The sequence below is a fragment of the Nocardioides jejuensis genome (assembly GCF_004337475.1).
In the GTDB taxonomy this organism is placed as follows: domain Bacteria; phylum Actinomycetota; class Actinomycetes; order Propionibacteriales; family Nocardioidaceae; genus Nocardioides; species Nocardioides jejuensis.
The window spans coordinates 17,644-42,247 of the sequence record NZ_SJZJ01000010.1; the positions used below are offsets into that span (position 1 = coordinate 17,644).

The window sequence follows — 24,604 nt, forward strand, 5'->3', positions numbered from 1 at the left end:
ACGGGCTCAGCCTCACGCGGCGCGCAACGAGCGCGCCTGGTGGATCAGGGCCTCGATCAGGCCACGTGACGCATCGGCCGCGCCCTCGCGCTGGCGATGCAGGAGCAGCAGGCGTACGCCGACGGGGCTGTCGCGGATCGGCCGGGTCGTGATCAGTCCGGTCCGGGCGAGCGGGTCGCCGTCGACGCTGTAGTCGGGAAGCACGGTCAGGCCGATGCCCTCGGCGACCATCAGCTTGCCCATCTCGGCGCCGTCCGTCGTGTGCCACGTGCGCGGCAGATTGCCGCCGAAGAGCCGGTGGGCGTAGCGGTGCATGAGGTAGCCCGCGCGCATCCCGACAAAGGGCTCGTTGCGCAGGTCGTCGGCGCCGACGTCGTCCCCGTCTGCCAGCGGGTGGTCGGCGGGCAGGACCGCGACGGGACGCCCCCGCTTCAGCTCGTACGCCGCCAGGCCGGCCGGCACGTCGTCGCCGTCCAGGAGGTTGACGAGTCCGAAGTCGAGCGCGCCCTCGAGCAGGCCGAGCACGATCTCGTGCTGCTGCAGGGTCCGCAGCTCGATCGACGTCTGCGGTCGGGCCTCGCGCAGACGCTGCACCGCGGGTAGCAGGAGCACGCTCGTCGCGGCGTGTACCGATCCGATCCGCAGGGTGTGGCTGGCCGCGGCCTCGCCGGCGGCGGCCGAGCGCAGCCGGTCGACCGCCTCGAGGACATCTGTCATCCGGGGGAGCAGCTCGCGGCCGGCTGTGCTCAGCCGCGCGCCGGAGCGCTGCCGCTCGAGCAGTTCGACACCCAGCTCGCGCTCGAGGCGGGCGAGCGCATCGCTCATCGCGGGCTGCGACACGTGCAGCCGCTCTGCGGCACGGCGTACGGATCCGTGCTCCGTCACGGCGAGGACGTACTGCAGCTGTTCGATGCGCATCCGCGCTCCCGGTGATCGGGCGCGGCGAGGGGGTGATCAGGGATCCCGTCCACGCCGGGCTGGACAATGTATATCTGAATACTACTATTAAGTTTCGGAAGGAGGTCGACACCATGACCCGCATCGCTCTGCAGCACGGCTCCCGCCACGTCTCCGCCGTACCGGCCGTCGACCTCTGTTGCTGTCGCTGACGCGACCTCCCACCCCTGACGCAGCCCTTGAAGCCGACCCGGTCGGCCCCGTCGCTCGGGCGACACCTCGTTACGCCGGACGCCGCCGGACCCTGCTCCGGCCTGCCCCCATCCAGGAAGCCCCCATGATCGAGATCTCCGGACTCACCAAGTCCTACGGATCGACCACCGTGCTCGACGGCATCGACCTGACCGTCGCCGACGCGCAGATCGGCGCGGTGGTCGGACCGAGCGGTGCCGGCAAGAGCACGCTCGCCCGCACCATCAACCTCCTCGAGCGCCCGACGAGCGGCACCATCGCGGTCAACGGACGGGACCTGACCGCGCTCTCCGGCAGCGAGCTGCGCGCGGCCCGCCGCGAGATCGGCACGGTCTTCCAGTCCGCCAACCTGCTCCGCCGGCTCACCGCCGCGGAGAACGTCGCCCTCCCGCTCCGCCACCACGGTGTCCCTGACAACCAGGTGCGCCGCCGGGTCCACGAGCTGCTCGAGCGGGTCGGGATGCTGCACCGCGCCAACCACTACCCGTCGCAGCTCTCGGGCGGCCAGCGCCAGCGGATCGGGATCGCGCGCGGCCTGGCGCTGAAGCCGTCGGTGCTCCTGAGTGACGAGGCGACCTCCGGCCTCGACCCCGACACCACGCTGTCGATCCTCACGCTGCTGCGGGAGCTCCGCGACGACCTCGGCGTCACGATCCTCGTCATCACCCACGAGATGGACGTCGTCCGGGGCATCGCCGACCAGGTCGCCCGGCTGGACCATGGCCGGATCGTCGAGCGCGGCGCGGTGGCCGACGTCGTACGCGGGTCGGACTCGGACCTGTCGCGTGCGCTCCTGCCGCTGCCGCCCGCCGTTCCCGCGCCGGCGGGGCACCGCACCTGGAGCCTCCGGTACGACGCCGCGGCGGTCTCGCCGTTCTGGGTCGCGCAGGTCGGCCGTGAGGTTGGCACCGACCTTGCTGTGCTCTCCGCCCTCGTCGAGGAGACCGGCCGAGCGAGCGTCGGGCGGGTGACGATCGGCGTCGCGCCCGGGGTCGACGAGCGCCGGCTCGAGCAGGCCCTGATCACGCACGGGCTCGTCGTCGAGCAGCGCGCGACGCTGCGCGCCGTCACTCCTCGCACTCCGGGCACTCCGGGCGCGGAGGCGGTTGCATGATCGCGCTGATCTCGACGCCGTGGCCGGACGTCCCCTCGCTGCTCGGTCCGGCGCTCGGCGAGACGGTCCGCCTCGTCGCCATCGTGATGACGGTCGTCGTGGCCCTCGGCCTGCCGCTCGGCCTGCTGATCTTCAACACCTCGCCGCTCGGCCTGGCGCCGCACCGCCTGCTGCACGTGTCGGTCAGCTGGATCTCGAACCTGGGTCGATCGCTGCCCTTCCTCGTCCTCATGGCGGCGGTCATCCCGGCCACCAAGGTGCTCTTCGGCACCACCGTCGGCTTCCAGGCAGCGCTGCTGCCGATGGCGATCGCCGGCGTCGCCTTCTTCTCCCGGATCACCGAGAACGCCGTCCGCGAGGTGCCGCGCGAGCTGCTCGACGTCGGTCTGGCCGGTGGCTCCACCCGCTGGCAGATCGTCACCGGCATCCAGCTGAAGGAGGCCGTGCCGGGCCTCGTCGCGGGCTTCACGATCAACCTGATCGCGATGATCGAGTACTCCGCGATCGCCGGTGCGATCGGCTCCGGCGGGGTCGGCTACCTGGCCGTCAACTACGGCTACCGGCGTTTCGACCAGAACATCATGCTCGCCTGCATCGTCGTCCTCGTCGCGATCGTCCAGGCCCTCCAGTTCAGCGGTGACCGCGCCGTCCGCGCCCTCACCCGCTAGTGCGCTCGGCGCTTCACGTCACCGCTTCGACGTACCTCTCCCCGAAGGAAGAAACCCATGTCCCTGACTGACAAGAACCTCCCCGATGCGTTCGACGAGATCGACCTCGGCGGCCGCAACCGCGGCAAGCTGGTGATCGCCGTCGTCGCGCTGGTCGCGATCATCGCGGCCGCCCTCGTCGCATGGCGCGTTGCCGCTGGCGACGACGACACCACGACGGCCGGCGGAAGCCACTTCGGCAACGACTTCCAGATCGCCTACCAGGCCAGCTCGGCCTCCGAGAAGGCGTTCCTCGACTACCTCGGCAAGGAGATCGCGCCGAAGCACGGCGTCACGATCACCCCCGTCGGCATCGAGGACGGCAACCAGCTCGACCAGGCGACCGCCGACGGCAAGTACATCGCGAACATCTACCAGCACAAGCACTGGCTGAAGCAGGTCACCGACTCCACCGGCTGGGATCTCAAGGCCCTCGGCCCGGTCTTCCAGTGGTCCTACTCGATCTACTCCGAGAAGTACGACAGCTTCGACAAGCTGCCGAAGGGCGCCACGATCGCGCTGCTCAACGACCCGGCCAACACCGCCCAGGCGCTGTGGATCCTCGAGCGCGCCGGCGCCATCACCTTCAAGGACGGCGTCAACCCCGCCGAGGCGACCGAGCAGGACATCGCGACCAACCCGAAGGGTCTGAAGTTCCAGTACATCGAGTACGGCGCCGGCCCGCGCTCGCTGCCGTCCGTCGACGCGGTCATCGACTACAACATGAGCTTCGTCGACGCCGGCACCCCGGACTCCGAGCGCATCCTCGCTCCCGACGCCCCGAAGGACTTCGCCGGCCAGCTGGTCATCGGCGGGAAGTACCTCGACGACCCGCAGGTGAAGGTCCTCAAGGAGATCTTCTTCGACCCGGCGGTCCAGGAGTACCTGAAGACCAACGACAACCCGGCGCTCAAGGGCCAGCTGGCCCCTGTGTCGGCGAGCTGAACGGGGTCCTGACATGACCGTGACCACGAACGCCACGAAGCCGGTCGTCCGCCCCGGCACTCCCGAGTGGACCGCCCTCCTGGTCCGGATCGCCGAGGGCGCCGCCGAGCGCGAGCGCGACCGTACGGCGCCGCACGAGGTGATCGGCTGGCTGAAGGACGCCGGCGTCGGCCGGCTCCGGCTACCGGTCGAGCTCGGGGGAGCGGGGCTCAGCATCCCGGAGCTCTTCGCGGCCCTGATCGACCTGGCTGAGGCGGACTCGAATGCGCCGCACATCCTGCGGACCCACTTCTGGTTCACCGAGCAGCACCTGCAGGCGATCGCCGATCCGGCGTTCAAGGCCCGGCTGCAGCTCGCGGCGGAGGACAAGCTGGTCGGCAACGGGTTCAGCGAGCAGAGCCGCAAGCCGGTCGGTCTCTACTTCGACACCGCCTTCACCGTGGACGGTGACGGCTTCCGCCTCAACGGCACGAAGTTCTACTCGACCGGCAGCATCTACTCCGACTACACGCAGATCTGGGCAGCCGCGCCCGACGGGCGGATCGCCGGAGCGGTCATCCCGATTGACCGCGACGGCGTCTCGATCCTCGATGACTGGGACGGCTTCGGCCAGCGCCTCACCGGCACCGGCACTACCCAGCTCGACAACGTGCGGGTCGAGGCCGAGGAGTTCTTCGACCTCGGCGAGCCCGACCCGGCCGAGCCGGTGCCCGGCTACCAGGGAGCCTTCCTGCAGCTCTTCCTGCAGGCGGTCACGGCCGGCATCCTGCGCAGCGTCCGCAACGACGCGGTCGCGCTGCTGAAGCGCCGCGCCCGCAACTACAGCCACGCGGGCTCGCCCCAGGGGCCGGCTGCAGACCGGCAGGTGCTGCAGGTGGTCGGCGAGATCTCGGCCGACGCGTTCGCCGCCGAGGCGATCGTGCTGAAGGCCGCCGAGGCGCTCCAGGTGGCTGCCGACTCGGTGGTCGACGGCGTCCCGACGGCGGAGGCGGCGGATGCCGCCCAGCTCGCCGCGGCGCAGGCCAAGGTCGCGATCGACCGCTTCTCGTACGCCGCGGCAGCGCGCCTCTTCGACGTCGGCGGTACCTCGGCGACGCAGGCGGTCCACAACCTCGACCGCCACTGGCGCAACGTCCGCACGATCTCCACCCACAACCCGACGTTCCTCAAGGCGTCGGCGGTCGGCGACCACCTGGTCAACGGCACCGGGTTCCCGGCCAACGCCTACTTCTGACCCCTCCGCCTCACCTTCAACGACGAAAGCGAGCACCGCCATGACCATCTCCGTGAACGAGGCGCTCAAGGCCTCTCCCTGGACCGGCCAGCCGGTCCCGACCACCGCCGAGGGCTGGATCGCCCGCGCGGCCGAGGTCGCCGGCATCCTCGCCGCCGACGCGGTCGAGCGTGACCGCGCCCAGGCCGTGCCGCAGGCCGAGGTCGACCTGCTCAAGGCCGCCGGCCTGGTCACGCTGCTCGGCCCGGCCGCACACGGTGGCGCCGAGCAGCCGTGGACGACCGCCTACAAGGTGATCCGCGAGGTCGCCTCGGGAGACGGGTCGATCGGCCAGCTGCTGGCCTACCACTACCTGTGGGCCTGGGCTGTCCGCCTCGTCGGCACCGCCGACCAGGTCGCGGCAGTCGAGGAGCTCTACACGACGAACAACTTCTTCTTCGGTGGTGCAGTCAACCCGCGTGACAACGACCTGCTCATCACCGACCTGGGCGACGAGATCGAGTTCAACGGCCGGAAGACCTTCTCGACCGGCTCGAAGATCAGCGACCTCACGGTGCTGGAGGGCGTCCTGGAGGGCACCGAGAAGCACATCTTCGCGATCGTGCCCAGCAAGCAGGACGGCATCGTCTACAAGGACGACTGGGACAACCTGGGGCAGCGCCTCACCGAGTCGGGCGGCGTCGAGATCTCCGGCGTACGCGTCCCGTGGGCGGCTGCTGCCGGCTACGTCGACAAGGAGTTCGCGCCGTTCGAGCCGCTGAACTACGCGACCCTCAACCTGCCCGCCATCCAGCAGGTCTTCACGGAGTTCTACCTCGGCATCGCCCAGGGAGCCCTCAAGGCCGGCACCGCCTACACGCAGGAGGTCACCCGGGCGTGGCCGTACGGCGGCGACAACAAGGAGACGGCGGGCGAGGAGTGGTACATCCTCGAGGGCTACGGCCGCCTGCAGGCCGACCTCTGGGCCGCCGAGGCGCTGGCCGACGCGGCAGGGGAGGAGCTCTCGGGCCTCCTCCACGCCGAGCGTGAGTCGGTCACCCCCGAGCAGCGTGGCCACGCGGCCGTCCGGGTCGCCGCCGGCAAGCTCAAGGCGATCGACATCGCCCTGGAGGCCGGCACGAAGGTCTTCGAGCTGACGGGTGCCCGCGCAACCAGCAACAAGGTCGGCCTGGACATCTTTTGGCGCAACATCCGCACGCACTCGCTGCACGACCCGGTGGCGTACAAGCGCCGCGAGGTCGGAGAGTTCGCGCTGCTGAACAAGCTGCCCGAGCCCACCTGGTACACGTGAGCCGCTGCCGGCAACAGTGATAGGTCCTGCCTGTCACCGGATCGGTTCTTCGGGTGGGGCCCGTGGTTGGAGAGGGCCCCGCCCGCATTAAAGTCGAGTTAATCAATCTAGTTAAACGAAGAGGTTCCCCATGACCACCACACCCGCCACCGAGCCGTTGAAGTTCGCGTACTGGGTCCCCAACGTCAGTGGGGGCCTCGTCGTCAGCAACATCGAGCAGCGCACCGACTGGGGCTACGACTACAACGTCAAGCTCGCCAAGCTCGCCGAGAACAACGGCTTCGACTACGCGCTCTCCCAGGTCCGTTACACCGCGTCGTACGGCGCCGACCAGCAGCACGAATCCACGTCGTTCAGCCTCGGCCTGCTGACCCAGACCGAGCGCCTGAAGGTCATCGCCGCGGTGCACCCCTACTTCTGGCACCCCGCCGTGCTTGCCAAGTGGCTGATCACCGCCGACCACATCTCGGGTGGCCGCGCGGCGGTCAACGTCGTGTCCGGTTGGTTCAAGAACGAGGCCGTGGACCTCGGCGTCCGGTGGCTCGAGCACGGCGAGCGCTACCGCCAGTCTGAGGAGTTCATCCGGGTGCTCCGGGGTCTCTTCGACTCGGCGGAGAAGGGTCCCTTCACCCACCAGGGCGACTTCTTCCAGGTGCACGACTTCCAGCTCAAGCCGGGTCCGGTGACGTCCGAGGGTCGCCCGCACCCGGAGATCTTCCAGGGCGGCAACTCGACCGCCGCCCGCGCCCAGGCCGGCAACGTCGCCGACTGGTACTTCTCCAACGGCAAGGACTTCGACGGCTTCACCGAGCAGTACCTCGAGGTGAACCAGAACGCTGCGCTCGCCGGTCGTGAGGGTGCGGTGAAGTTCGGCCTCAACGGCTTCCTCGTCGCCCGCGACACCGAGAAGGAGGCGCGTGACGTCCTCGAGGAGATCATCGCCAAGGCGAACCCCGAGGCAGTCGAGGGCTTCCGCTCCGCGGTCCAGCAGGCCGGCCCGAGCACGGGCGATGGCAAGGGCATGTGGGCGGACTCCACCTTCCGCGACCTGGTCCAGTACAACGACGGCTTCCGCACCGGCCTCGTCGGTACGCCGGAGCAGGTCGCCACGCGCATCGTCGAGTACAAGAAGCGCGGCGTCGACCTCTTCCTCCTCGGCTTCCTGCACTACCTCGAGGACGTGGAGTACTTCGGCGCGAAGGTCCTGCCGATCGTGCGCGAGCTCGAGGCCGACCTCGAGAAGACCGGCGACCCGGTGGCGGCCCGATGACCCTCGCCGCCTGGCCGGCGACCCGGGTCCCGGTCCTGACCGCCGACGAGGCGCTTCGGGTGGCGCGCGAGCTCTCGCGCGACCTCGCTGCCTCGGCGTCCGTCCGGGACCGGGACCGGGCCCTGCCGCTGGCCGAGCTCGAGGCGGTCACCGCGTCGGGCCTGCTGGCGATCACCGTGCCGGCGGCGTACGGCGGTGCGGACCTGCCGGTCCGGGTCGTGGCGGAGGTGATCCGTCTGCTCGCGGCCGGTGACCCCAACGTCGCGCAGATCCCGCACAGCCACTTCGCCTACGTCAACGCGCTGCGCGAGCAGGGAGCGCCGGAGCAGCAGGCGTTCCTCTTCGGCGAGGTGCTGGCCGGTCGTCGGTTCGGCAACGCGCAGTCGGAGATCGGCACGAAGCACGTGCGCGACATCCGGACCACGCTGACGCCCGACCCGGGTCTCCCCGGGGCGTGGAGGCTGAACGGACTCAAGGGCTACGCCACCGGTGCGCTGCTCGCGCACTGGATCCCCGTGCTCGCCCGTCTCGACGTCGACGGGCCGCTGCACGTCGCCTGGGTCGAGCGGCACGCGCCCGGCGTGACCGTCGTCGACGACTGGGACGGCATGGGCCAGCGCACCACCGCCAGCGGTTCGGTGCGGCTCGAGGACGTGGCAGTAGCCGCGGACCGGGTCACGCCGTACCACCTGACGTTCGAGCGGCCCCAGACGTACGGCGCCTTCGCGCAGCTGCTGCACGCCGCGATCGACGCCGGCATCGCCCGGGAGGCGTTGACCGAGGCGGCGGCGTTCGTCCGCACGAAGTCGCGTCCCTATCCGGACGCGCTCGTCGAGCGTGCGGCGGACGACCCGCTCGTGGTCCAGGCGCTCGGTCAGGTCGAGGTGCAGGTGCGCGCCGGCGAGGCGTTGGTCCGCGAGGCCGCTGCTGCCGTCGACGAGGCGAACCGGGATCTCACGCCGTCGGCGACGGGGGCCGCGAGCCTGGCCGTCGCGGCCGCGCGTGCGGCCACGACCGAGGCCGCCCTCGCCGCCGCAACGCGGCTCTTCGAGGTCGCGGGCACCCGCTCGGCGCTCGGTGCGCTCAACCTCGACCGGCACTGGCGCAATGCCCGCACCCACACGCTCCACGACCCCGCCGCGTGGAAGGTCCAGCACCTCGGTCGCTGGGTCGTCGACGGGGTTTTCCCGCCCAACCACGGACAGCTCTGATGGACATCTCGGAAGGCGATACCCATGTCTGACCTCACGTTCCACTGGTTCCTGCCGACGAACGGCGGTGACAGCCCCCAGGTCGTCGGCGGCGGCCACGGCCTGCCGGCCGAGCCTTCGGTGCGGCCCGCCTCCGTCCCCTACCTCGGCCAGGTGGCCCGCTCGGCCGAACAACTCGGCTTCGAGGCGGCGCTGACGCCGACTGGCGCCTGGTGCGAGGACGCCTGGCTCACGACCGCGATGCTGGCCCCGCTCTCGGAGCGGTTGAAGTTCCTGGTCGCGTTCCGCCCCGGTCTGGTCTCGCCGTTGCTCGCCGCCCAGATGGCCGGCACGTTCCAGAACCTCACCGGCGGGCGGCTGCTGCTCAACGTCGTCGTCGGCGGGGAGAGTCACGAGCAGCGTGCGTACGGCGACTTCCTCGACAAGGACGAGCGGTACGCCCGGTGCGGCGAGTTCCTCGACGTCGTCCGCCGGCTGTGGGCGGGGGAGAGCGTCACCTTCCAGGGTGAGCACCTCGCGCTGGCCGACGCGACCCTGGCGCAGCGGCCCGACCCGCTGCCGGAGATCTACTTCGGCGGCTCGTCGCCGGCTGCGCACGACGTCGCCGCGGAGCACGCCGACGTCTATCTGACGTGGGGTGAGCCGCCCGCGGCGGTGGCGCGCAAGGTCGAGGACATGCGCCGCCGTGCCGCCGAGCGTGGCCGTGAGCTGCGCTTCGGCATCCGCCTGCACGCCATCGCCCGCGACACGCACGAGGAGGCGTGGGCCGAGGCCGACCGCCTGCTCAACGGCATCTCCGACGAGCAGATCGCCCGGGTGCAGGCGGGGCTGCGCCGCAGCGAGTCCGAGGGCCAGCGCCGGATGCTCGACCTCAACCGTGGCTCGCGCGACGGCCTCGAGGTCCACCCCGGCCTGTGGGCCGGCATCGGCCTGGTGCGCGGCGGTGCAGGCACGGCGCTGGTCGGGTCGCACCAGGAGGTCGCCGACCTCATCGAGGAGTACGCCGCCGTCGGCATCTCCGAGTTCATCCTCTCCGGCTACCCGCACCTCGAAGAGGCCTACCGCTTCGGCGAGGGCGTCCTTCCCGAGCTGGCCCGGCGCGGACGCTGGTCGCACCCGGCTCCGTCGCCGCTCGGGTTGCGGGGTGCCGCCGTCCCGTTCGGGGCGCCGTCCGCGGCATCAGCCGTGCCGGTGTCCCTCGTCTCCCAGGACCGCCAGGAGGTCCCCGCATGATCACCCCACTCGACCACTCGCTGCGCTCGCGCTCGATCGGGGACCCCGCATGACACTCGCTCCCGTCCCGGACATCACCGAGGCGCTGCCCGCGCTCGACGCTGCGACGCTCCGCCACGCCTTCGGCCACTACCCGTCGGGCGTCGTCGCTGTCGGCGCGCACGTCGACGGGCAGCTCGTCGGCATCGCGGCGTCGTCGTTCACCTCGGTCTCGCTCGACCCGCCGCTCGTCTCGGTCGCGGTCTCGCGCACGAGCAACACCTGGCCGGCGTTGCGGGAGGCCGGTGAGATCGGTGTCTCCGTGCTGGCCGACCACCACGACGTGGTCTGCCGTCAGCTCGCCGGACCGGCCGACCAGCGGTTCGCGGGTCTTCGCTTCTCGGTCTCCGGTGGAGGGGCGGTGCTGCTGCGCGAGTCGGTGTCGACGTTCACGACCGTGCTCCACGACGAGATCGAGGCGGGTGACCACGTGATCGCGCTGCTCCGGGTGGTGTCCGTCGACGCCGGCGAGGGGGAGCACCCGCTGGTCTTCCACCGGTCGGCGTTCGCGCAGCTGGATCGTGGTGGCCTCGACCCGGCCCGGCTGAATGGCCGGATCAACGGCCAGCCGGTCGACTGACGGGGGCCGTCGATACGCTGGCGGCGTGAAGAAGGTCCTCGTCATCGGCGGCGGTATCGCCGGGCTCACCGCGGCGTGGGACCTCTCCGTCGACCACGACGTCACCGTCCTCGAGGCGAGTGACCGTGTCGGCGGCAAGCTCCGCCTCGAGAAGGTCGCCGGTGCCCGGGTCGACGTCGGCGCCGAGGCCATGCTCAACCGGCGGCCCGAGGGCGTCGCGCTGGCCCGCGAGGTCGGGCTCGCGATCGAGCACCCGGCGATTGCGTCCTCGCGGCTCTGGGTGGGTGATGAGCTCAAGCCGCTGCCGCGTTCGCTGATGGGCGTGCCGCTCGATGTGTCCGAGCTGGCTGCGTCGGGGGTCCTGTCACCTGCCGGGATGGAGCGCGTCCTGGCCGAGCCGGACATCGCACCGTCCGACCTGACCGCCGACGTCTCGGTTGGGGCGCTGGTGGGGGAGCGCTTCGGCGACGAGGTCGTCGACCGGCTCGTCGAGCCGCTGCTCGGAGGGGTCTACGCCGGCCGCGCCCGCGAGATCTCGGCCCGGGCTGCGGTCCCGCAGCTCGTCGCGATGGCGGCCCGCGGATCGCTGACCGCCGCGGCTGCCGCCCTGCCCGTGTCCGATGTGCCTGTCTTCGCCGGCATCCCCGGAGGCATGGGACGCCTGCCCGAGGCGCTGGCGTCCTCGGCCCGCTTCGCGGTCCGCACAGGTGCGTCCGTCGAACGCATCTCGCGCGCCGGCTCCGGATTCCGTGTGCACGTCGACGGTGAGCTCCTCGAAGCGGATGCGGTGGTCGTCGCCACCCAGGCGGCGCCGTCCGCTGTGCTGCTGATGGACCTGGTGCCCGATGCAGCGGCCGCCCTCGCGCGCATTGAGTCGGCGGACGTCGTCGTGGTGACGTTCGCGGTCCGCGAGGTCGAGGCCCGGCCTCTCCTGGAGCTGGGTGCCTCCGGCTTCCTCGTGCCGCCGGGGGAGCGGCGCGCGATCAAGGCGTCGACCTGGTCCTTCGCCAAGTGGGACTGGGTCCGCGCGGCCGGCCGCGGAGCGGGCGCCTACGGCGAGGACCTGCTCTACCTCCGCACCTCTCTCGGCCGGCACCGCGAGCGCGTGCTGCAGCTGACGGACCACCACCTCGAGGTCGGCTCGCTCGCCGACCTGCACGCCGCGACCGGCGTCCGGCTCGAGCCGGTCGCCACGCACGTGCAGCGCTGGCAGGCCGGTCTCCCGCAGTACGCCGTCGGCCACCTGGACGTCGTCGCCGGCATCCGCGCCGAGGTCGAGGCGGTGCCGGGGCTGGCGGTCTGCGGTGCGGCGTACGACGGGGTCGGCATCCCGGCGGTCATCGGATCGGCCCGCCGTGCGGCCGCGCAGGTGCGGTCGGCAGAATAGGGGCCATGACCGACGCTCCCGTGCAGCCGACTGACGCAGATCCGCAGGCGCACATCCAGTCCAACGCCGCGAAGATCAACGAGCTCAACGCGACGATCCGCTACACGATGTGGAGCGTCTTCAAGCTCGAGTCGGTCTACGGCGACACCGACGAAGGCGTGCGCGAGGCCGAGGCGGTCGAGCTCCAGCGCCTCCTCGAGGACCTTGCTGCTGCCGACGTCACGACCCGCGGTGTCTACGACGTCGCCGGTCTGCGTGCCGACGCCGACGTCATGTTCTGGATCCACGCGGCCACGGCCGAGGCGCTGCAGTCGGCGTACCACCGGATCCGTCGGACGGCGTTCGGTCGCCGCCTCGCGCCGGTCTGGTCGCAGATGGCGCTGCACCGCCCGGCGGAGTTCAACCGCTCGCACCTGCCGGCGTTCCTTGCCGATGAGCGGGCCCACGGCTACGCGGCGGTCTACCCGTTCGTGCGCTCCTACGAGTGGTACCTCCTCGACGACAAGGAGCGCCGTCGCCTGCTCGCCGAGCACGGTGGCATGGCCCGCGACTACCCCGACGTCCGCGCCAACACGGTGCCGGCGTTCGCGCTCGGCGACTACGAGTGGATGCTCGCCTTCGAGGCCGACGACCTCTCGCGCATCGTCGACCTGATGCGCCACCTGCGTGGCTCCGAGACCCGCCGCCATGTGCGCGAGGAGGTGCCCTTCTACACCGGGCGCCGCGTCGAGGTTGCGGACCTGATCACCGCCCTGCCCTGATCGCAGCTGCCGCGACCGCCGTTCCCCGGGAGGGGGCGGCGGTCGTTGCATTTCGGCGAGCGCATTGCAAAGTCGAGTAAAATCATCTACATTGAATACATGTTGCCGAGGATGACACCGCGCCGGTCTGGCTGTCGTTGACGGACCTCTCCGCGCCGTACGCCGCGCGCGGAATCCACCCCCTGTCACCCGGCAACCCGGGGCCCGCGCCCGCCACGGCGCGGGCCCCACTCACCCCTCCAGGAGTTCCGATGAACCTCTCCCTCCCGACGTCCGACCAGTTCCGCGCTGCGCAGGCGCGCACCTCGCAGGGTCGCCCGACCCGTGCCCGCCTCGACCACCTCGTCCGCGTCATCGAGGACAACGCAGATCGCGCGGACCTGCGCGAGCTCGCCCCGGTGCTCGCGCCGGATGCGACCGAGCGGGAGTTCCTCCTGCTCGAGGAGACCGACGAGCACCAGCTCTGGTTGATCACCTGGCCAGCGGGCGCCAGCACGGGGTGGCACGACCACGGCTCGGCGTCCGGGGCGTTCACGGTGCTCGAGGGTCGTCTCGTCGAGCAGAACTGGGGCGGCGGCCTCAAGCTCGCCCAGGTGACCAGTAACTCGATCCGCGTGCACGGCGCCGGTCACGTGCACGACGTGCAGAACCGCAGCGGCGGCCCGGTCATCTCCCTCCACGCGTACGGCGCGCGGCTGGACGCCATGAACCACTACGAGTTCCTCGGCGACCGGATCCGCCTGATCTCGGCGGAGACGGGTCGCTGAGTCAGGTCCTCAGTCGCTGAGGTGTCGCTCTTCAGTCCTCGGGCGACGCCTCAGCGGCCGATGGCTTCCTTGCCCTTGGCCAGGGCGGTGGCGGCGATGTCTGCGGCCGATGCGGCGATGCCGCTGGCGCCGCCGGAGACGTCGCCCTTCAGGGCCTCGCCAGCGTGGTAGATCATCTCGGCGGCGTTGTCGGTCGCGTTGGCGGCGATGTCGCGCGCAGCGTCCAGTGCGGCGTCGAGCGTCTCGCGGGGGTCCATGCCCATTGTCGGATTCCTCCTGATCGGGATCTCGCGCCGAGCGTAGGTCGCGAACGCCCCGAAGGGAATGGCTGACCTCAGCTGGAGCGCGGCTCGAGCGTCAGGGCGATCGAGTTGATGCAGTAGCGGTCACCTGTGGGGGTGCCGTAGCCGTCGGGGAAGACGTGCCCGAGGTGGGACCCGCAGTTGGCGCACCGCACCTCGGTGCGCTTCATGCCGTGGCTGGTGTCCTCGATGTACTCGATCGCCTCCGACTCCGGCTGGTAGAACGACGGCCAGCCGCAGCCGGAGTGGAACTTCGTGTCGCTGCGGAAGAGCTCGGCCTGGCAGGCCTTGCAGCGGTAGACACCGGTCGTCTCGGTGTCGGTGTACTCACCGGTGAACGCCCGCTCCGTGCCCGCCTTGCGGAGCACCTGGTACTCCGCCGGGGAGAGCTGCTCGCGCCACTCGTCGTCGCTCTTGGAAACCTCGTAACCCACGCCCCGAGAGTACGCCGCAGCCCCAGCCGCTGGGGAGGTCAGGCAACCACCAGCTCGACGGGTACGCCGAGGAACCGCCCGTAGCGCTCTGCCTCGACGTCGAGCGCCGCCAGTGCCCGGCGGTCGAGTGGTCGCCCGGCCGTCACCGTCACGGCCGCAGACCGGGCGCCGACCTTGCGGGTCCATGATCCGGCGAGCGCCCCGTCGGTGAAGAGCAGGCCGGTGGCCCGGAGGAAGGCGCCGACGTCGCCGTCGATGCCGGCGTAGTCCTCCGGGGAGCGGGTGTAGGAGATGGCCTCGTCGAAGTTGGCGAGCAGCATTGCGGCCGGCACGTCGACCTCCGCGACGGGCTCCGTGGCGAAGAGCTCGCCGTCGATCGGCTCCAGCTCCCCGAGCTCGAACGCGCGGCGCGCCTGGGTCACCGTGAGCGTCGACCACCACGCCAGATCCTGCGGGGTCACGGGGCCGTGACCCCGCGTGTAGGTGCGTGCCAGCCAGGCCAGGCGCTCGTCCGGGGTCCGTCGGGACGCGGGGAGCGAGGCCGCGACGTAGGTGTGGTGCTTGCCGCGCAGCGGTCCGCTGTGGATCTCGCCGGTCAGCTCGGCCTCGATCATGACGTGGGCCATCGAGTTGCCGACGCGCACAAAACCCGCCTCGGTGAGCCGTGCCTCGACCTCGGGTCGCGTCAGCGGCCCCTCCGCCCGGATGGCCTCGATGGCCAGCCCGGCCCAGTGCTCGCTCGCCTCCGGAGTCAGCCCGAGGCTGCGGTTGCCGCTCGCCATGACCTGGCGCACGCGGGGAGCGGTCACCTCGAGGAGGTCGCGCAGGTCGGCGTGGAGGACGTGGTGCCAGGTCGGCCGCAGCACGTGCGTGCGCACGAACGCCCCGCCCGCGAACGCCTCCTCGACCTCGGCCAGGGTCGCATCGCAACGCCGGCCGATAGCCCACAGCGACATGTCGTGCAGCTGGGACTGGACGGCGCCGAGATGCCCGACCACCTCGCCGGGGCCGCCAAGTGGCGCACCGACGAGGTGCTGCGGCCCGAGTCGGCAGGAAGCGAGCGATGCCCTCATGCGGCGATCGTGCCACCGACCACTGACAGCCGCGGGTGACACCCCGCGTCCGTCGGCACCGGCCAGTAGGTTGGCCCCATGGCCAAGGAGGCGTACGTCGAGGCGGGTGGCCGCGAGGTCAGGATCTCGAGCCCGGACCGGGTGATCTACGAGGCGACCGAGCACACGCCGCCGATCACGAAGCTCGACGTCGCGCAGTACTTCGCTGCCGTCGGTGACGCGATGCTCGACTGGGTGCGCGATCGCCCGGTCGCGCTCGAGCGCTGGCCGGGTGGCTGGCGTGAGGGCATGACGCTCTCGGTCGGGCCGATGGGCCAGCAGCAGGGAGACGGCTTCTACTCGAAGCGTCTTCCCAAGGGTGCTCCCGACTGGCTGGTCACCACGCGGGTGCACAGCCCCAACGGTCGACCCATCGACGAGCTCTGCCTGACGGGCGCCGATCCGATCGTGTGGGCGGCCCACATGGGCACGCTGACGTTCCACCCGTGGGCGGTCACGAGCGCCGACCTCGATCACCCCGACGAGCTGCGGATCGACCTCGACCCGCAGCCGGGCACGACGTTCACCGACGCGGTCCGGGTGGCCGGTCTGGCGCGCGACCTGCTCGAGGAGCTGGGCCTGACCGGCCTGCCGAAGACCAGCGGCAACCGTGGCGTCCACATCTTCGTGCCGATCCGGCCGCAGTGGACCTTCGAGGAGGTCCGGCACGCCGCGCTGGCGTTCGGCCGCGAGCTGGAGAAGCGCGACGGTGGCGTCACCACCGCCTGGTGGAAGGAGGAGCGCGGCGAGCGGATCTTCGTCGACTTCAACCAGAACAACCGCGACCGCACCATCGCCAGCGCCTACTCGCTGCGCCCGCTGGCGGGTGCGCCCGTGAGCACCCCCGTCACGTGGGACGAGCTCGCGGAGGTCACCGACCCGAAGCAGTTCAACCTCGTCACCGTCCGCGAGCGCGTCGCGCGCGGCGCCCACCCGTCGTACGCCGGAGGGCCGGGCGACCTGCGCCCGTTGCTTGATCTCTGGGAGGCGGACGGCCGCGAGGCCAACTGGCCGCCGGACTACCCGAAGATGCCGGGGGAGCCGCCGCGCGTGCAGCCCTCGAAGAAGGTCGCGGAGCACTGGGACGAGCAGGGCAACCGGATCGAGCAGTCCTCAGCCGAGTGAGTCGAGGATCGGGCCGAGCCCGCGCCAGACGGTGTCCATGTGGAGCTCGACGATCTCCTCGAGGCTGACCTCGGGGTGGTGCTGCCACCAGCGGGTCAGCGCCTCGCCGGCGCCGGAGATGGCGTGGGCGTAGGCGTTCGCCCGCAGGGCCGGCTCCTCGGGCGCGGCGGCCGAGACGAGCAGGGCGATCTTCTCCGACGTCTCGAACCGCTGCCGGGTCGCCTCCTCGGCGACCGCGCCGGCTACGGCCGTGCCGCCACCGAAGAGGAGCTCCCACAGGTGCATGTGGTCGCGGACGAAGTGGAAGTAGCCCTCGATGCCGCCGCGGAGCTGCTCCTCCGGCGAGGCGTCAGCCGGGACGCGGTCGATGATCGCCGCGTCGAGGGCGGCCCGGGCGCGGGTCAGGACCTCGAGGTAGAGGGCGTCCTTGTCCCGGAAGTAGTGGTAGATCAGCGGCCGGGTGATGCCGGCGTGGGCAGCGATGTCCTCGAGCGAGGTGCCCTGGTAGCCGTTCTCGATGAAGACCTCGGCCGCAGTCTCGACGATCTGGCTGCGCCGGTCCTCCGCGGAGAGCCGTCGACGGCTTCCGGTGGGGGAAAGGATTCGCTCGGCCACGGGGTCGGATTCTAGGCCTGGCCCATTGACAGTTGACACTCTCGTCAACAAGAGTGCCCCGGATGTCGTGACGCGCACGACACAACGTGTGGAGGCGACATGCAGGGACGGGCGACGCGGCGTACGGGCATCGGATCGGTGCTGACGGCGATCCTCATGATGCTGGCGCCGCTGCTGCTTCCGGCGCCGGCCACGGCGGCCGCGGTGCCGGACCCGTTCTTCAGCTACACCGGCACCAAGCCGCTCGCGGACTACGCCCCCGGCGCGATCCTCAAGACGCGCACGATCCCCTACTCGCTCGCGGGGATCCCGCTCCCGGTCCAGGTGAAGCAGATCGTCTTCCGCACGACGAACCAGCGTGGCCGCGCGGCCGCCGGCGTGACGTCCGTGCTCGAGCCGATCACCGGCCAGACCTCGAAGGTCATCGGCTACCAGTCGTTCTACGACTCGCTCAACCCCGAGGACGGCCCGTCGCGCGCGATCGCCGGCGGCACCAACCCCGGCGGCCTCGCGGCCCACTTCGAGACCGCGATGATGACGCAGTTCCTGCTCCAGGGCTATGCGATCGTCATCGCTGACACCCAGGGGCCGACGGCCGACTTCGCCGCCGGCCCCGAGTACGGCATGGTCACGCTCGACTCGATGCGCGCCGCGCTGAAGGCGACCGGCACCGGTATCGCGCCCGGCGCCAAGGCCGGCCTGATCGGCTACTCGGGCGGTGCGATCGCCACCAACTGGGCCTCCGTGATCGCTCCGTCGTACGCGCCGGACATCAACAAGCGCCTCGTCGGCGCCGCCGAGGGCGGCGTCCTGGTGCGCCCGTCGGCCAACCTGAAGTACGTCGACGGCAGCCTGGTGTGGGCGGGCGTCATGCCGATGGCGGTCATCGGCGTCTCGCGTGGCTTCGGCATCGACCTCACGCCGTACCTCAGCGATTACGGCAAGCAGGTCGTGGCGAAGCTCGACAAGGCCCCGATCACCCAGGTTCTCGGCCAGTACCCGGGCCTGACCTGGAAGAAGCTGGTGAAGCCTGCGTACGTCGACCCGGCGTCGATCCCGATCTTCGTCTCCACCGTCGACAAGCTGAACCTCGGCACGCGACCGAACCCGACGATCCCGATGTTCATCGGTCAGGGCACGCTGGGCGAGGCCGAGGGCACCCTGGCCAGCAAGGCCGGCCTCGGCTCGGGCGACGGCGTGATGCTCGCCGGTGACGTCCGCTCGCTCGCGCGGAAGTACTGCGCGGCCGGTGTGCGGGTCGTGCACCACGAGTACCCGCTCAGCCACTTCACCTCGGTGCCGGTCTGGCTGCCGCAGGCGACCTCGTGGCTGACTGCCCGCTTCGGCGCGACCCAGGCGCCGACGAACTGCTCGACCATCAAGGCCGGCAACCCGCTGACGCCGCTCAAGGCGGCCTGACCGGGCTGGTCGAGGGCGTCAGACGCCGCTGATGCCCTCGCCTCCCCCGGCGGACTGCTCGACGATCGACTCGTGCTCGAGCAGGTGCAGGACGGGCACGTCGAGCTTGCGGCGGGCCTTCGACGTCCAGTCGAGGTGGAAGAACTCCGCGACCAGGTGGGGTCGGGTCAGGATGATCGCCTCGCGACCGTCGGTCGTGGTGATCGCGGAGACGAGCGCGCTGATCGGCGGCTCCTCGACCGTCGTGCCCTCGGCCTCGACGCCGCCGGCGCGCAAGAGCTCCAGGCTGGTCGCGAGCGCGTCCTTCGAGCGCTGCAGGCACTCCTCGCGGACCTCGGCGATGTCGAGGTCGGAGTAGGCGTACGACGGGATCGCGACGTTCTCTCCGGCGCCAAGCGCACCGAGGGTCGCCTCGACGCGGGCTGCGGCGTCCTCGACGGGGATGAGCACGTGATACTTCACCCGCTGGTCGGTCTCCAGCTCCTCGTGGAGCGCGATCACCTCCTGCGCGTCCACCTCGGAGAGGGCCTGCTCGGCGAGCAGCACCACGTCGTACGTCGGTCCGGTTGCAGCCATGTCGATCGCCTCCTGCTTCCACTCTAGGGCGGGGCCGGTCCCGCGGACAGGGGTCGGACGGCTCAGCCCGAGAGGACCTCGGACAGGTCGTAGGAGACCGGCTCGTCGAGCTGGTCGTAGCCGCAGGTCTCCGGGTCGCGGTCGGTGCGCCACCGCTTGAACTGCGCGGTGTGCCGGAAGCGGCGCCCCTCCATGTGGTCGTAGCCGACCTCGACCACGCGCTCCGGGCGCAGCGGCACGAAGGAGAGGTCCTTGCCCTGGCTCCACCGGCTCTGGGTGCCGGGGACGCGGTCCGGGTTGGCCGTGAGGAACTCCTGCCAGCGCCCCCAGGGGTGGTCGGCGATGTCGCAGACGAGCGGCGCGAGCTCTTCGACCAGCTCGGCCCGACGCGCTGCGGTGAAGCTGGCCGAGACGCCGATGTGCTGCAGCCCCTCGTCGGTCCACAGGCCCAGGAGCAGCGACCCGAGCAGGGGCTGCTCCTCGGTGGACGTCTTGTGCAGCCGGTAGCCGGCGACGACCACGTCGGCGGTGCGCTCGTGCTTGACCTTGAGCATCGTCCGCTTGTTGGGCTCGTACGCCGCGGTGAGCGGCTTGGCGATGACGCCGTCGAGGCCCGCGCCCTCGAAGCGCTCGAACCAGCTCGCCGCCTCCGTCGGATCGGTCGTGATCCGGGTCAGGTGCACGCGGGTGCTGCGGCCGGTGATCTCGCTCGGCTCGGCCACGGGCGCCAGGTCCGCGAGTGCCTGCTCCAGCCGGGCTCGTCGCGTCGCATACGGCAGGTCGAGGAGCGACTCGTCGCCGAGCGCGAGGAGGTCGAACGCGACGTACTCCGCCGGGGTCTCCTGTGACAGCTTCGTGACGCGCGAGACGGCGGGGTGGATCCGCTCCTGGAGCACCTCGAACTGCAGCCTGTCTCCGACGGCGACGAAGATCTCGCCGTCGAGCACGCACCGCTCCGGGAGCTGTGCCCGCATCGCCTCGACGACCTCGGGGAAGTAGCGGGTCAGCGGCTTGGTGTTGCGCGAAGCCAGCTCGATCTCGTCGCCGTCCTTGAAGACGAGGCAGCGGAAGCCGTCCCACTTCGGCTCGAAGGCGAGGCCGCCGAGCTTCTCCGCGGCGGCCGGCGTGAAGGCGACAGAGGCCTTCGCGGGCTTGGCGAGCATCGGGAGCACCGGCGGCATCACGGGCAGGTCCATGGCGTCGAGCCTAGGGCCCGGCGCCGACAGCGGGGGAGCGTGGCGTTTCGACCTTTCATTAAAAGTCGAGTAACTTGGTTTGGAAACAATGCAAAGGAGTTCGCCGTGGGTCCGCTCATCGGTTACGTCCCGGGGGTCTACGACCTCTTCCACGTGGGTCACCTCAACCTGCTGCGCCAGGCGCGCGAGCAGTGCGATGTGCTCGTGGCCGGCGTCGTCACCGACGAGATGTGCGAGCTGGCCAAGGGCGTGACGCCGACGGTCCCGCTCGCCGAGCGTCTGGCGATCGTCGACGCGATCGGCATCGTCGACGCGGTCTACGCGGAGGACACGCCCTCGAAGGCCGACGCCCACGCGGTCGTCGGCTTCCACCGGATCTTCAAGGGCGACGACTGGCGCGGCACCGACAAGGGCGACCGGCTCGAGCGGCAGATGGGGCTGCTCGGTGTCGAGGTCGTCTACTTCCCCTACTCGCTGCAGACCTCGTCGACCGCCTTGCGCCGCGCGCTCAAGCTGCGCGACGGGCGTGCGTCATGACGGTCAGCGTCGACGCCGACGGCCTCGCGGTCCTCGACCCGGACCTGCTGGCGATCCCGCTACTGGTCTCGTTCGACGGCGCGTGGGTCTGGTCGACGACGCCCGCACGCGACGGCGTACGACGGGTCGGTGGGGGCATCGTGGTGCCGTGGCCGCCGGCCCTGACGGCGTACCTGGATGGTCGGACGCAGGTCGAGGTGGCCCGCACCGACGGCTCCGTCGTGTACGACGCCGAGCTGGTGCTGGGCTCCGGGGAGGGCCGGATCAGCGTCGTCGACGCCTCCGGTCACCCGCTGTCGATCGACAAGGTCGGCCACCTGACGCGGGCGTTCGCCGAGACCTCTGACGGCGTTCGCGAGGAGATCCTCGTCGGCACGCAGAAGGCGCTGGCGGACCTGCGTGACCTGGCCGGTGTCGAGGCCTACCTCAACTACGGGGCGCTGCTTGGTGCCGTGCGCGACGGCCGCATGCTCGGCCACGACAGCGACACCGACGTCTGCTACCTCTCGGCGTTCCATGAGCCCGTCGACATCATCCGCGAGTCCTACCGGGTGGAGCGCGTGATGCGCGACCGCGGCTGGGACGTGCTCCGGATGTCCGGCGGCGACATCAAGCTGCTGCTGCCGCTCAGCGACGGCCGGGTCTGCCACATCGACGTCTTCGTCGCCTTCCATGCGGTCGGGCGCTTCTTCCAGCTCGGCAACAGGAGTGGGCAGCTCCTGCGGGAGAGCATCCTTCCGGTCTCGACGATCACGCTGCAGGGCCATGAGTTCCCGGCTCCCGCGGACCCGGAGGCGATGCTCGCCTTCATCTACGGGCCGGGCTGGCGGGTCCCCGACCCGTCGTTCCGCTATGCCGATCCGCGCGACGGGATCCGCCGGCTGGACGGCTGGCTGCGCGGCTTCCGCACCGAGATGCCGGCGTGGTCGGAGCACCACCTGGCGCACCTCGGACAGCGGGAGACGCCGTCCGAGTTCGGTCAGGTCGTCGCCGGCCGGCTGCCGGCCGACGCCCTGGTCGTGGACCTCGGGGCCGGGCGGGGGAGGGATGCACTGCACTTCGCGCGACGGGGGCACGAGGTGCGTGCCTACGACTTCTCCCGCCCGGCAGTCCAGGCCGTACGCCGCCGTGCCCGACGCGCGGGTCTGCCGGTCACGCCCGAACGGCTGATCCTCGACGAGCTCCGCTTCGTCGCGTCGATCGGCGCCCAGCTCGCCCGGCTCCGCCCCGAGCTCTACTCGCGCCAGCTCGTCGGCTGCCTCACCCCGCACGCCCGCGCCCATCTCTGGCGGCTCGCCCGGATGGCGACCGCCGGTGGCGGCGCCTTCCACCTGGAGTACGCCGCCACCGGGCCGGACCGGCTGCCCGCTCCCGGCCCGGGCCGACTGGTCCGCCGCCTCGACCCCGACCTCGTCGCCCGGGAGATCGCCGCCTCGGGCGGCGTCATCGACGACCACCAGCTCCTCGCCACCGGTGAGGACCCGCGGGTCGCGCGGCTGCAGGTGCGGTGGCCCCGCGGCGTACGAGATCTGTCCGACCTGTCCGTCCTCGAGGAGGAGTCCCATGTCCGAGTTCACTGATCGTGCCCGCGGCAAGGCCCGCTCGGCCGCCCGTCGCGCCCGTGACCGCTACCAGGCGGTCCAGTCGAGCCGCGTCGTCGAGGTGCGCCTGCGCGCCCTCGAGGACGAGGCGCAGGAGGCACGTCAGCTGCAGCGCCGCGTGGCGGAGCTGACCGATGTGGTGACCGAGCTGCTGATCCCGATCCACCTGCGCGACGACGCGCGGGTGGAGGAGGTATTGGAGCGCTACCGCGCCCGCCTCTGATGACGTGTTGGCTACGGTGAGGCCGTGGCCAGCGTCGTCCAGCACAGCGTCGAGATCGATGCACCCGTCTCCGTCGTCTTCGCCTACGTCGACGACCACGAGCGCACCAAGGACTGGATGTACGGGCTCCACGAGATCCGGCCGGTCACCGAGGAGACGCACGGCGTCGGGGCGACGTACGACGGCGTGATGAAGCTCGGCGTCACGCTCACCTCGCGGATCCGGTGCTCCGCCTGGGTGCAGGACGAGCTGCTCGAGATCGAGTCCGTGAGCGGCATCCGCAACACCCAGCGGTGGACGTTCACCGACCTCGGCGACGGACGGACCCGGCTGGAGGCATGGATCAGCTACACGCTGCCGGGCGGACCGGCCGGCAAGGCGATCGCCGCAGCCGTGAAGCCCGTCATCGGGATCGCGATCCGGCACACGAGCGAGGCCCTGGTCCACGCGATCGAAGGCCTCTGAGTGCGCACTGCGGCGACCGGGGTCCTAGGGTTGGACCCGCTTTCCCCAGTTGGTCTGCCGGTAGGGCCCGCCTGACTTTGAATCAGGACAAGCGACGCAGGTTCGACTCCTGCCTGGGGAGCCGAAACGCCGACGGGCCCGGAGCATGTGCTCCGGGCCCGTCTGGCGTGATGTGGTCGCGCGCTGCGTCAGGCGGCCGCTGGGTCAGGCGCCCGACGTCGCGCGACCGGCGAGGGCGTTGCGGGCCAGGACGATCAGCAGGCCCACCGAGGCGAACGCCGCGAGCACCAGCAGCGGCAGGCCGTCGGAGGCGTCGGGGAAGTAGAGCCGGTCCCGGACGAACGACGCTCCGGCGCCGGGAGGAAGGAGGCGGCCGATCGTCCGTCCCGCGTGCGGCAGCATCTCGGGCGCGATGGAGGAGCCCGAGATGATCAGGCCGAGGGTGAAGTAGAGGGCACCGATGAGCGCACCGGCGCGGCCGAAGAGCGCCACAGCAGCCGCGGTGGAGGCGGTGATCGCCAGCGAGACCAGCGAGAACGCGACGAAGAGGCCGCCGTGGTCGGCTCCCTTGCCGACGCCGTAGAACGACATCGCGAGCAGGGCAACACCGCCCGACAGCAGGGCGTAGACGACCAGCAGGGCAGCGTGCCCGATGCCCCGCATGGCCGACCTGCCCACGCGCTTGCCGAGCTGGCCCAGCGCCATGGAGGCGATCGAGGCGCCCAGGCTGAGCGCCTGGATCAGGAAGCCGAGGGAGCTGCCGGAGCTGTCCTCCTTCGGCAGCGGGACGAGGTCGACGATGGTCGGCGTCTGCGCCAGCTGCGCGGCGGTCGCTGCGGGAACCGGCCGTCCTGCGGCGGTGACCTGGCTGGCGGACGCGCCGATCCGGCGTTCGAACTCCTGGGTGTACATCGCCTTGAGCAGGTTGGCGACGGCCGGCGACGCGGCCGAGGCGACGTACAGCGTCGGGCCCTTCGCGTCGTGCACGTAGCCGCCGTACGCCTTGCGCTCCTTGATCGCCGCGGTCAGGGATTCAGCGGAGGAGTACTGCTCCACGCTGAAGGAGCCGTCCTTCTCCAGCGGCGGGATGATTGCGGCGCGCTCCTCGGCGGGGGCGGAGATGCCGACCGGAAGGTGGTGCGGCTTCGGAGCGTGGGCCATCGCCAGGTAGTAGCAGCCGAGCAGCAGCTGGATCGCGGCTCCGGCGAGCGCGACCGCGAGGCCGAGCTTCGACAGCGTGCGGCGTTGGTGGTTCATGAGGCTCCTTCCGGGCGAGCGTCGCCCGACGCCCGCCAGCAAGGTAGCGCCCCC

Annotated in this window: 26 protein-coding genes and 1 tRNA gene; 19 read left to right on the forward strand and 8 right to left on the reverse strand. The window is 71.1% G+C overall.

The genetic code is table 11. From position 1 onward, the window contains the following. Positions 1–12: 12 nt before the first annotated feature. Entirely contained in the window at positions 13–918 is a 906-nt protein-coding gene (locus EPD65_RS07590; protein WP_131582801.1) for a LysR family transcriptional regulator, read from the reverse strand. Positions 919–1,234: 316 nt separating this feature from the next. Between EPD65_RS07590 and EPD65_RS07595 the strand changes: the two genes are divergently transcribed. The 12 genes from EPD65_RS07595 (at position 1,235) to EPD65_RS07650 (ending at position 13,688) form a co-directional block, all read left to right on the forward strand. Next, positions 1,235–2,263: a methionine ABC transporter ATP-binding protein gene (locus tag EPD65_RS07595; protein ID WP_131582803.1), complete on the forward strand. Its 1,029-nt coding sequence runs from the start codon at positions 1,235–1,237 to the stop codon at positions 2,261–2,263. Continuing rightward, positions 2,260–2,931 (forward strand): methionine ABC transporter permease, encoded by a 672-nt coding sequence (locus EPD65_RS07600; protein WP_131582805.1) that lies wholly within the window; start codon positions 2,260–2,262, stop codon positions 2,929–2,931. Before EPD65_RS07595 ends, EPD65_RS07600 begins: the two co-directional genes overlap by 4 nt. 57 nt (positions 2,932–2,988) lie before the next feature. After that, positions 2,989–3,915, forward strand: coding sequence for a MetQ/NlpA family ABC transporter substrate-binding protein (locus tag EPD65_RS07605; protein ID WP_131582807.1), 927 nt, complete (start codon positions 2,989–2,991; stop codon positions 3,913–3,915). Positions 3,916–3,928: 13 nt separating this feature from the next. Next, on the forward strand, positions 3,929–5,149 hold the full coding sequence (locus EPD65_RS07610; protein WP_131582810.1) for an acyl-CoA dehydrogenase family protein: 1,221 nt from the start codon (positions 3,929–3,931) through the stop codon (positions 5,147–5,149). Positions 5,150–5,189: 40 nt separating this feature from the next. Next, a complete protein-coding gene (locus EPD65_RS07615; protein ID WP_131582813.1) occupies positions 5,190–6,440 on the forward strand; it encodes an acyl-CoA dehydrogenase family protein in 1,251 nt (416 codons plus the stop codon). Positions 6,441–6,570: 130 nt separating this feature from the next. Further along, positions 6,571–7,710: a dimethylsulfone monooxygenase SfnG gene (sfnG, locus tag EPD65_RS07620; protein WP_131582816.1), complete on the forward strand. Its 1,140-nt coding sequence runs from the start codon at positions 6,571–6,573 to the stop codon at positions 7,708–7,710. After that, positions 7,707–8,921 carry an SfnB family sulfur acquisition oxidoreductase gene (locus tag EPD65_RS07625; RefSeq protein ID WP_131582819.1) on the forward strand — a complete coding sequence of 405 codons (1,215 nt, stop codon included), beginning with the start codon at positions 7,707–7,709 and terminating at the stop codon, positions 8,919–8,921. The genes sfnG and EPD65_RS07625 overlap by 4 nt, the downstream gene beginning before the upstream one ends. Before the next feature lie 24 nt (positions 8,922–8,945). Further along, the gene (locus tag EPD65_RS07630) at positions 8,946–10,154 is read left to right on the forward strand and encodes an LLM class flavin-dependent oxidoreductase (protein ID WP_131582822.1); all 1,209 of its coding nucleotides are present in this window, start codon (positions 8,946–8,948) and stop codon (positions 10,152–10,154) included. Positions 10,155–10,203: 49 nt separating this feature from the next. Beyond that, positions 10,204–10,773, forward strand: coding sequence for a flavin reductase family protein (locus EPD65_RS07635; RefSeq protein WP_131582824.1), 570 nt, complete (start codon positions 10,204–10,206; stop codon positions 10,771–10,773). A 25-nt stretch (positions 10,774–10,798) separates the two neighbouring features. Continuing rightward, a complete protein-coding gene (locus EPD65_RS07640) occupies positions 10,799–12,160 on the forward strand; it encodes a protoporphyrinogen/coproporphyrinogen oxidase (RefSeq protein WP_243640499.1) in 1,362 nt (453 codons plus the stop codon). A gap of 5 nt (positions 12,161–12,165) precedes the next feature. After that, positions 12,166–12,921, forward strand: coding sequence for a hydrogen peroxide-dependent heme synthase (hemQ, locus tag EPD65_RS07645; protein ID WP_131582830.1), 756 nt, complete (start codon positions 12,166–12,168; stop codon positions 12,919–12,921). 251 nt (positions 12,922–13,172) lie between these two features. Further along, positions 13,173–13,688, forward strand: a complete 516-nt coding sequence (locus tag EPD65_RS07650) for a cysteine dioxygenase (protein ID WP_131582833.1) — start codon at positions 13,173–13,175, stop codon at positions 13,686–13,688. 50 nt (positions 13,689–13,738) lie between these two features. Here the strand turns inward: EPD65_RS07650 and EPD65_RS07655 are convergent, their stop codons facing one another. The 3 genes from EPD65_RS07655 to EPD65_RS07665 form a co-directional block, all read right to left on the reverse strand. Then, positions 13,739–13,951 (reverse strand): Rv1893 family protein, encoded by a 213-nt coding sequence (locus EPD65_RS07655; protein ID WP_131582835.1) that lies wholly within the window; start codon positions 13,949–13,951, stop codon positions 13,739–13,741. A 71-nt stretch (positions 13,952–14,022) separates the two neighbouring features. Continuing rightward, positions 14,023–14,424 (reverse strand): peptide-methionine (R)-S-oxide reductase MsrB, encoded by a 402-nt coding sequence (msrB, locus tag EPD65_RS07660; RefSeq protein ID WP_131582837.1) that lies wholly within the window; start codon positions 14,422–14,424, stop codon positions 14,023–14,025. A gap of 38 nt (positions 14,425–14,462) precedes the next feature. Continuing rightward, on the reverse strand, positions 14,463–15,497 hold the full coding sequence (locus tag EPD65_RS07665; RefSeq protein ID WP_131582839.1) for a winged helix DNA-binding domain-containing protein: 1,035 nt from the start codon (positions 15,495–15,497) through the stop codon (positions 14,463–14,465). A 78-nt stretch (positions 15,498–15,575) separates the two neighbouring features. Here EPD65_RS07665 and EPD65_RS07670 point away from each other — a divergent pair, with 78 nt between their 5' ends. Beyond that, positions 15,576–16,661 carry a DNA polymerase domain-containing protein gene (locus tag EPD65_RS07670; protein ID WP_131582841.1) on the forward strand — a complete coding sequence of 362 codons (1,086 nt, stop codon included), beginning with the start codon at positions 15,576–15,578 and terminating at the stop codon, positions 16,659–16,661. On the opposite strand, the gene EPD65_RS16215 is transcribed toward EPD65_RS07670, so the two are convergent. Next, on the reverse strand, positions 16,650–17,276 hold the full coding sequence (locus tag EPD65_RS16215; protein ID WP_165872928.1) for a TetR/AcrR family transcriptional regulator: 627 nt from the start codon (positions 17,274–17,276) through the stop codon (positions 16,650–16,652). The two genes, EPD65_RS07670 and EPD65_RS16215, sit on opposite strands and share 12 nt — an antisense overlap. Before the next feature lie 99 nt (positions 17,277–17,375). Here EPD65_RS16215 and EPD65_RS07680 point away from each other — a divergent pair, with 99 nt between their 5' ends. Beyond that, positions 17,376–18,695 carry a lipase family protein gene (locus tag EPD65_RS07680; RefSeq protein WP_131582843.1) on the forward strand — a complete coding sequence of 440 codons (1,320 nt, stop codon included), beginning with the start codon at positions 17,376–17,378 and terminating at the stop codon, positions 18,693–18,695. A gap of 18 nt (positions 18,696–18,713) precedes the next feature. Here the strand turns inward: EPD65_RS07680 and EPD65_RS07685 are convergent, their stop codons facing one another. Both EPD65_RS07685 and EPD65_RS07690 read right to left on the reverse strand, forming a co-directional pair. Further along, on the reverse strand, positions 18,714–19,271 hold the full coding sequence (locus EPD65_RS07685) for a hypothetical protein (protein WP_131582845.1): 558 nt from the start codon (positions 19,269–19,271) through the stop codon (positions 18,714–18,716). A gap of 62 nt (positions 19,272–19,333) precedes the next feature. After that, entirely contained in the window at positions 19,334–20,467 is a 1,134-nt protein-coding gene (locus tag EPD65_RS07690) for an ATP-dependent DNA ligase (RefSeq protein ID WP_131582847.1), read from the reverse strand. Between the two features lie 105 nt (positions 20,468–20,572). Between EPD65_RS07690 and EPD65_RS07695 the strand changes: the two genes are divergently transcribed. The 5 genes from EPD65_RS07695 (at position 20,573) to EPD65_RS07715 (ending at position 23,414) form a co-directional block, all read left to right on the forward strand. Beyond that, complete coding sequence (locus EPD65_RS07695) at positions 20,573–21,004, forward strand: FAD synthase family protein (RefSeq protein ID WP_131582849.1); 432 nt, start codon at positions 20,573–20,575, stop codon at positions 21,002–21,004. Then, a complete protein-coding gene (locus EPD65_RS07700) occupies positions 21,001–22,584 on the forward strand; it encodes a methyltransferase domain-containing protein (RefSeq protein ID WP_131582851.1) in 1,584 nt (527 codons plus the stop codon). Before EPD65_RS07695 ends, EPD65_RS07700 begins: the two co-directional genes overlap by 4 nt. After that, the gene (locus EPD65_RS07705; protein ID WP_131582853.1) at positions 22,568–22,828 is read left to right on the forward strand and encodes a DUF6752 domain-containing protein; all 261 of its coding nucleotides are present in this window, start codon (positions 22,568–22,570) and stop codon (positions 22,826–22,828) included. Before EPD65_RS07700 ends, EPD65_RS07705 begins: the two co-directional genes overlap by 17 nt. A 24-nt stretch (positions 22,829–22,852) precedes the next feature. Next, positions 22,853–23,293, forward strand: coding sequence for an SRPBCC family protein (locus EPD65_RS07710; RefSeq protein ID WP_131582854.1), 441 nt, complete (start codon positions 22,853–22,855; stop codon positions 23,291–23,293). Positions 23,294–23,335: 42 nt separating this feature from the next. After that, positions 23,336–23,414, forward strand: a tRNA-Gln gene (locus EPD65_RS07715). A gap of 83 nt (positions 23,415–23,497) precedes the next feature. Here the strand turns inward: EPD65_RS07715 and EPD65_RS07720 are convergent. Then, the gene (locus EPD65_RS07720) at positions 23,498–24,550 is read right to left on the reverse strand and encodes an ABC transporter permease (protein WP_131582856.1); all 1,053 of its coding nucleotides are present in this window, start codon (positions 24,548–24,550) and stop codon (positions 23,498–23,500) included. Positions 24,551–24,604 lie beyond the last annotated feature (54 nt).

Bases quoted from the DNA above. Each gene is read 5' to 3' on its own strand.
- EPD65_RS07590 (WP_131582801.1), bottom strand. From the start codon at position 918: ATGCGCATCGAACAGCTGCAGTACGTCCTCGCCGTGACGGAGCACGGA.
- EPD65_RS07595 (WP_131582803.1), top strand. From the start codon at position 1,235: ATGATCGAGATCTCCGGACTCACCAAGTCCTACGGATCGACCACCGTG.
- EPD65_RS07600 (WP_131582805.1), top strand. From the start codon at position 2,260: ATGATCGCGCTGATCTCGACGCCGTGGCCGGACGTCCCCTCGCTGCTC.
- EPD65_RS07605 (WP_131582807.1), top strand. From the start codon at position 2,989: ATGTCCCTGACTGACAAGAACCTCCCCGATGCGTTCGACGAGATCGAC.
- EPD65_RS07610 (WP_131582810.1), top strand. From the start codon at position 3,929: ATGACCGTGACCACGAACGCCACGAAGCCGGTCGTCCGCCCCGGCACT.
- EPD65_RS07615 (WP_131582813.1), top strand. From the start codon at position 5,190: ATGACCATCTCCGTGAACGAGGCGCTCAAGGCCTCTCCCTGGACCGGC.
- sfnG (WP_131582816.1), top strand. From the start codon at position 6,571: ATGACCACCACACCCGCCACCGAGCCGTTGAAGTTCGCGTACTGGGTC.
- EPD65_RS07625 (WP_131582819.1), top strand. From the start codon at position 7,707: ATGACCCTCGCCGCCTGGCCGGCGACCCGGGTCCCGGTCCTGACCGCC.
- EPD65_RS07630 (WP_131582822.1), top strand. From the start codon at position 8,946: ATGTCTGACCTCACGTTCCACTGGTTCCTGCCGACGAACGGCGGTGAC.
- EPD65_RS07635 (WP_131582824.1), top strand. From the start codon at position 10,204: ATGACACTCGCTCCCGTCCCGGACATCACCGAGGCGCTGCCCGCGCTC.
- hemQ (WP_131582830.1), top strand. From the start codon at position 12,166: ATGACCGACGCTCCCGTGCAGCCGACTGACGCAGATCCGCAGGCGCAC.
- EPD65_RS07650 (WP_131582833.1), top strand. From the start codon at position 13,173: ATGAACCTCTCCCTCCCGACGTCCGACCAGTTCCGCGCTGCGCAGGCG.
- EPD65_RS07655 (WP_131582835.1), bottom strand. From the start codon at position 13,951: ATGGGCATGGACCCCCGCGAGACGCTCGACGCCGCACTGGACGCTGCG.
- EPD65_RS07665 (WP_131582839.1), bottom strand. From the start codon at position 15,497: ATGAGGGCATCGCTCGCTTCCTGCCGACTCGGGCCGCAGCACCTCGTC.
- EPD65_RS07670 (WP_131582841.1), top strand. From the start codon at position 15,576: ATGGCCAAGGAGGCGTACGTCGAGGCGGGTGGCCGCGAGGTCAGGATC.
- EPD65_RS07680 (WP_131582843.1), top strand. From the start codon at position 17,376: ATGCAGGGACGGGCGACGCGGCGTACGGGCATCGGATCGGTGCTGACG.
- EPD65_RS07685 (WP_131582845.1), bottom strand. From the start codon at position 19,271: ATGGCTGCAACCGGACCGACGTACGACGTGGTGCTGCTCGCCGAGCAG.
- EPD65_RS07690 (WP_131582847.1), bottom strand. From the start codon at position 20,467: ATGGACCTGCCCGTGATGCCGCCGGTGCTCCCGATGCTCGCCAAGCCC.
- EPD65_RS07700 (WP_131582851.1), top strand. From the start codon at position 21,001: ATGACGGTCAGCGTCGACGCCGACGGCCTCGCGGTCCTCGACCCGGAC.
- EPD65_RS07705 (WP_131582853.1), top strand. From the start codon at position 22,568: ATGTCCGAGTTCACTGATCGTGCCCGCGGCAAGGCCCGCTCGGCCGCC.
- EPD65_RS07720 (WP_131582856.1), bottom strand. From the start codon at position 24,550: ATGAACCACCAACGCCGCACGCTGTCGAAGCTCGGCCTCGCGGTCGCG.